This window comes from Micromonospora parastrephiae, from assembly GCF_016802865.1.
Taxonomy (GTDB): domain Bacteria; phylum Actinomycetota; class Actinomycetes; order Mycobacteriales; family Micromonosporaceae; genus Micromonospora; species Micromonospora parastrephiae.
The window spans coordinates 1-5,895 of record NZ_JAEVHM010000262.1 but is presented as its reverse complement, the minus strand read 5'-3'; the positions used below and the strand labels follow the sequence as shown (position 1 = coordinate 5,895).

At 73.9% G+C, this 5,895-nt stretch carries 3 protein-coding genes, 1 tRNA gene and 2 pseudogenes; all 6 read right to left on the bottom strand.

The window, feature by feature from the left end; all coding sequences use genetic code 11:
- Positions 1 to 985: pseudogene (gene selB, locus JNW91_RS28825) on the bottom strand (selenocysteine-specific translation elongation factor); the annotation flags it as partial.
- Positions 986 to 987: 2 nt separating this feature from the next.
- Complete coding sequence (selA, locus tag JNW91_RS28820) at positions 988 to 2,295, bottom strand: L-seryl-tRNA(Sec) selenium transferase (protein WP_203178636.1); 1,308 nt, start codon at positions 2,293 to 2,295, stop codon at positions 988 to 990.
- Between the two features lie 22 nt (positions 2,296 to 2,317).
- Positions 2,318 to 2,413 (bottom strand) — tRNA-Sec (locus JNW91_RS28815).
- Between the two features lie 34 nt (positions 2,414 to 2,447).
- A pseudogene (gene nrfD / locus JNW91_RS28810) lies at positions 2,448 to 3,402 on the bottom strand (NrfD/PsrC family molybdoenzyme membrane anchor subunit).
- A gap of 221 nt (positions 3,403 to 3,623) precedes the next feature.
- Positions 3,624 to 4,550, bottom strand: coding sequence for a 4Fe-4S dicluster domain-containing protein (locus tag JNW91_RS28805; RefSeq protein WP_203178634.1), 927 nt, complete (start codon positions 4,548 to 4,550; stop codon positions 3,624 to 3,626).
- Positions 4,551 to 4,553: 3 nt separating this feature from the next.
- The coding region (locus JNW91_RS28800) for a molybdopterin dinucleotide binding domain-containing protein (RefSeq protein ID WP_305070426.1) at positions 4,554 to 5,895 on the bottom strand (1,342 nt) is incomplete at its 5' end.

Genomic DNA, 5,895 nt, shown 5'->3' with positions numbered 1-5,895 from the left:
GCCAGGGTGAGCAGACGTAGCGGGGTCGGGTGGTGTCCCAGACGCCGCAGTGGACGTTGCCGAGGTCGCTGATGTTGTTGGTGGCCCAGCTGTAGGTCGCACCCGTACCGGCACCGCCGCCGAACCGACGTGCAGGGTGAGGGTGGCCGGCAGGTCGGCCGCCGGGTCGCCGGCGAGCCGGACGTCGACGACGTCGGTGCGGTGGAACCGGCCCGGGGTGAGCAACGCGTCACCCCGGCCGAGCCGGTCGCGGGGCGTGCCGCGCAGGTTGACCGCCACCCGGGCGACCGCCTGCGCCTCGGAGCGGGCCTGGCCGAGTGAGTGCAGGCCCCGGACCCGGACCGGTTCGTCGGCGCCGGCCACCTCCAGTTCGTCGCCCACCCGCAGCCGTCCGGCGCCGAGGGTGCCGGTGACCACGGTGCCGCTGCCCCGGACGGTGAAGCTGCGGTCCACCCAGAGGCGGACCGGTCCGTTCACGGTGGGCGCGGGCAGCCGGGCGGCGAGCCGGTCCAGGGCGGCACGTAACTCCGGCAGGCCGGCGCCGGTCACGCCGCTGACCGCCACCGCCTCCACCGCGCCCAGACTGCTGGCCGCGATCTCGGCCCGGCCGCGCCGTCGCCGGCCCCGGGTCGGTCAGGTCCGCGCGGGTCACCGCCAGCAGGCCGTACCCGACACCGAGCGCGTCGAGCGCGGCCAGGTGCTCGGCGGACTGCGGCATCCACCCCTCGTCGGCGGCGACGACGATCAGCGCCGCCGGCACCGGGCCGACCCCGGCGAGCATGTTCGGCACGAACCGCTCATGCCCCGGTACGTCGACGAAGGCCACCGTGGCGCCGGACGGCGTCGTCGTCCAGGCGAAGCCCAGGTCGATCGTCATTCCCCGCCGGCGTTCCTCGGCCCAGCGGTCGGGCTCCATCCCGGTCAACGCCCGGACCAGGGTGGACTTGCCGTGGTCGACGTGCCCGGCGGTGGCGACGACGAACATCCTCAGTCGTCCCCGTCGGCGACGCACAGGACAGCCGCCCGGACCGCCTCGTCGGCGTCGGCGGGCACACAGCGCAGGTCGAGCAGCAGCCGACCCCGCACCACCCGGCCGAGCACCGGCTGGTCTCCGGTGCGCAGCGGCATCGCGTACCGCTCGGGCAGGCTCAGCGCCCACGAGTCCAGCTCGACGCCGGGAGCTCCACCGCCACCGACCACGGCGACCGCCGGCACCACCTCGGCCTTGCGCCCGTCGGCGCCGAGCCGGTCGCGCAGCCGTTCGACCCGCTGGCGCAGGGTGCCCGGGTCGGCGTGCAACGCGGCGCGGGTCGGCGTGTCCGGGTGGTGCAGGGTGGCGGCCAACGCGGCCAGGGTGAGCTTGTCCACGCGCACCGCCCGGGCCAGCGGATGGCGGCGCAGCCGTTCGACCAGATCCGCGGCGCCGAGCAGCAGCCCGGCCTGCGGTCCGCCGAGCAGCTTGTCGCCGCTGGCGGTGACCAACGCGGCACCGGCGCGCAGGGTGCTGGCGGCGTCCGGTTCGTCGGGAAGCAGCGGGTCGGCGCGGAGCAGTCCGGAGCCGATGTCGGCGACCACGGGCACACCGAGGGTGGCCAACTGCCGCACTCCGGTGGCCGAGGTGAACCCGGTGACCTGGAAGTTCGACGGGTGCACCTTGAGCACGAAACCGGTCTGCGGGCCGACCGCGGCGGAGTAGTCGGCGAGCGTGGTGCGGTTGGTGGTACCCACCTCCCGCAGGCGCGCGCCGGTGCTCTCCAGCAGGTCGGGTAGCCGGAAACCGTCGCCGATCTCGACCAGCTCGCCCCGGCTGACCACGATGTCCCGACCGGCGGCCAGACCGGCGGCGGCCAGCGCCAGCGCGGCGGCGCCGTTGTTGACCACGTGCACGGCCTCGGCGTCGGGTACGGCGGCGGCGAGCGCGGCGAGCGCGTCACGGCCACGGCGGGCCCGCCGGCCGGTGGTCAGGTCCAACTCCACGTCGGTGTGCCCGGCGGCGGCCACCACCGCGGCGACCGCCGCCGGCGACAGGGGTGCGCGGCCCAGGTTGGTGTGCAGCACGACACCGGTGGCGTTGAGCACCGGGCGGGGCCCGGACGGCGGCAACGCGGCGACGGCGGCGTCCCGGACGTCCTCGGGGTCGATCTCGCCGCGGCGCGCCCGCTCCTGCGCCTGGGCGACGACCGCCTTCACCCGGTCCCGGCCGAGCCTGGCGGTGGCCGCGGCCAGTCGAGGATCGGCGAGCAGCGCGTCGGTGCGGGGCACCCGACGTCGCGGGTCCACCGGGCCGTCGCCCATCGCGTCATCTCCTGATGCGGGTTGGCGGAGGCGGACGGGAATCGAACCCGCCTGGCCCGGGTCCCGGACCACACCGGTTTTGAAGACCGGGAGGGGCACCAGCCGCCTGAACGCCTCCATCGGACATTCGATCACAACCCCGGAGCGGCCGCTCAGTCAGCCGCCAGATCCGTCCCGGTCCGCCGGGCGTTCACCCGCTCGCGTTGCGGCACCACCGTGTAGCGGGGGTCACGGGCCGAGGCGACGCCGCCGTAGAAGATGCCGAACCGGGTGCCGACCGAAGCGGCCAGCAGCGCCGCGCCGGACAGCCCGCTGACCACCCGGCTACGCCGGCCGAGCAGGGCGCCGGCCACCCCGGCGACGGTCAGCAGCCGACCGGCGCGCAGCAGCCGACCGGGCCGGCCCAGCCGGTACGGCTCGCTGAGCAGGCCGAGGCGGGTCTCCACCCGATGCGCGCCATACAGTTCCAGGGCCGCGCCGGCCACCGCCATCCGGCGGCCGGCCCGGTCTGTGACGGCGGCGCGGCGAGCAGACCCACGCCAGCGCCGCTGGCCAACGCGCTGCCCGCGAAGATGACCGGCAACTCGGGGTACGCCTCGTGCCAGGACGGCACCGCGGTGTCGGCGAGCAGGACCCCGGTGTACGTGGCCAGCGCGGGAGCGGTACCCGCGGCGAGCAGCCCGGCGGCGTGCCCGACCGGCGGCAACGCCCGACGGGCCAGCCCGAGCACCCCGTGGCGGGGCAGCAGGCCGGCGGTCTCGGCGATCGCGGCGACACCGGCGCCGGCCCGAACGCGCTGAGGATCCAGGTGCCGACCGACATCGGCGACGTCGGCTTGGCCACCCGGAGCATGTGGTGGAACCGTGCCGGCCGGCCCAGGTCCCGGATCAGGAAGACCGTGCTGGCGCCCACGGCGGCCAACGCGGTGGTCCGTCCGGCCCGTCGTAGCGCCGGCCGGCCGGTGAGTTGCCCGCCGGCGGCGAGCAACGACGAGCCGGCGGCCAGACCGCCCGTGAACAGGTACGCGGCGATGTCCCACTTCCACACCGGCGCCTTCAGGACGGGCCGGCCGTAGTAGGAGGTGAACTCGGCCTCCGGTACCCGCAGCTCCTCGCCGCCCCCGCGACCGCCGCGCCGGCGACCCGCCCGTCGGCCGGTGTGCTCGGCGCTCCGCTGCGGCTGCGCGCCCAGGTCTGCCCGGGCGTCGGCGCCCGCTGGCCCGCCGTGGACGCCCGCCTCCGGCGGGACACCCAACCGGTCGGACCCCTCGGCGGTCAGCCGGTCCCGGAATCGGCGGAACAGGTCGCCCACCTCAGGACGGTGCGGACTCACGAGGAACCTCCGACGAACGCGGCGACGGTGGCCGCCGCCATGGCGAGAGCCGCGAGACCGGCGCGTTTCCACATCGCCGGCAGGTCGCGGGTGGTCACGATCGGGTCGGGTGGCAGCCCGTACACCTCGGGCTCGTCCAGAAGCAGGAAGAACGCACCGTCGCCACCCACACCGTCGTTCGGGTCCTCCCCGTACAACCGCGCCTCGGGCACCCCCCGCTCATGCAACGTCTGGACCCGCGCGGCGGCCCGCTCCCGCAACTCCTCCAGCGGCCCGTACTGGATCGACTCCGTCGGACACGCCTGCGCGCACGCCGGTGTCATCCCCGCACCCAACCGGTCATAGCACAGCGTGCACTTCCACGCCCGACCATCACCCTTACGCTGGTCGATCACCCCGTACGGACACGCCGAAATGCAGTAACCACAACCGTTACAGATGTCCTCCTGCACCACCACCGTCCCGAACTCGGTGCGGAACAGAGAACCGGTCGGGCACACGTCCAGACAGGCCGCGTGGGTGCAGTGCTTACAGACGTCCGACATCATCAACCAGCGGAAATCGGTGCGCCCCTCGGCGCCGCTGCCCCGCCCCGGCGGCTGCGCACCCGGCATCCCGAGGAACTCCGGGCCCGGAGCCGTCGCGACCGGCTCACCGAGCACATCGGCCGGGCGGGGCTGCTCGATGAACGCGACGTGCCGCCACGAGTTCGCGGTCAACGCGCCGGTGTTGTCGTACGACATGCCCAGCAGGTCCAGGCCACTCTCCGGGACGCCGTTCCACTCCTTGCACGCCACCTCGCAGGCCTTGCAGCCGATGCAGACGCTGGTGTCGGTGAAGAACCCCATCCGCGGCGGCGCGTTCTCGTAGCCGGCGTCGGGTGCCGGATCGAGGGGTCCGTACAGGGCGTTGGCGTGGGGCATCGGTCAGGCCTCCTGGTCGCTGCTGCTGTCGGCGACGTCGGTCGTGACCAACGGTGGGTAGTGGTGGCCCCGGTTCCCCGACCGCCGCTGGTAGTCGGCGACCAGGTCCAGCAACGCCGGCCCCGTGGGACGACGACCGGGCCGGACGTCGCAGGTGCCGACCTTGCTCTCCTGGATCAGCACGTTCGGGTCCAGGCTGATGCCGAACAGGTCGTTGGCCGAGTCACCGGTCACCAGACCCTCGAAACCGAAGTGGTACGGCAACCACACCTGGTGGATGATCCGACCGTCCACCCGCAGCGGGGTGAGCCGATCGGTCACCAGCACCCTCGCCTCGATCACCGCACGACCGCTGACCAGGTGCGCCCAGCCCAGGTGGTCGAGCCCCCGTTCGGCCGCCAACTCCGGTGACACCTCGACGAACATCTCCGGTTGCAGCTCCGCCAGGGGCGAGACGGTACGGCTCATCCCGCCGGCGGTGTGGTGCTCGGTGAGCCGGCTGACCGTGAACACGTACGGGAACACCTGACTGTGCTCCTCCGGCGGGCTCGGGTTCACCGAGTTCACCGGATGCGCGTACATCTTGCGGGTCGGGTTGGCCTGCTGACGGTAAAGCGGGTTGCGCACCGGCGACTCGACCGGCTCGTAGTGCGTGGGCAGCGGCCCGTCCAGGACACCGCTGGGCGCGTACAACCAGCCCTTGCCGTCGCCCTGCATGACGAACGGGTCGTCGCCGGCAATGCCCTCCGGCCCGGACGCTCCGGCCGGCGGCCGGTACGACGGCGGCTTGGTCTTCTCGAAGTCCGGCACGTCGTAGCCGGTCCACTCGCCCTTGTCCGGGTCCCACCAGACGTAGCGTTTGCGCTCGCTCCACGGGTTGCCGTCCGGGTCGGCGGAGGCCCGGTTGTAGAGGATGCGACGGTTCGCCGGCCAGGCCCAGCCCCACTCGGCGGCCACCCAGTCCTGCTCGTGTCGGGACTTGCGCCGGGCCGCCTGGTTGACGCCGTCGGCGTACACCCCCGTGTAGATCCAGCAGCCGATCGCGGTGGAGCCGTCCGCGCGGGCCTCGGCGAAGCTGGACAGTGGACGGCCGGTCGTCACGTCGTACCCGTTGATTTCACGCAGGACCGCCTCGGCGCTCGGCTCGGCGTTCGGGCCGTGCGTGGGGTAGTCCCAGGTGAGGTCGAGCAGGGCCCGGTCACGCGGCAGCTGCGAGCCGGCCAGCTTCTCCCGCAGCTTGCGCCCGAGGTGGTAGAAGAACCACAGTTCGGAGCGGGCGTCGCCCGGCGGCTCGACGGCCTTCTCCCGCCACTGCAACAGCCGCTGCGTCTGGGTGAAGCTGCCC

Excerpts from the sequence above, each read along its gene's own strand:
- selA (WP_203178636.1), bottom strand. The coding sequence starts at position 2,295 with ATGGGCGACGGCCCGGTGGACCCGCGACGTCGGGTGCCCCGCACCGAC.
- JNW91_RS28805 (WP_203178634.1), bottom strand. The coding sequence starts at position 4,550 with ATGCCCCACGCCAACGCCCTGTACGGACCCCTCGATCCGGCACCCGAC.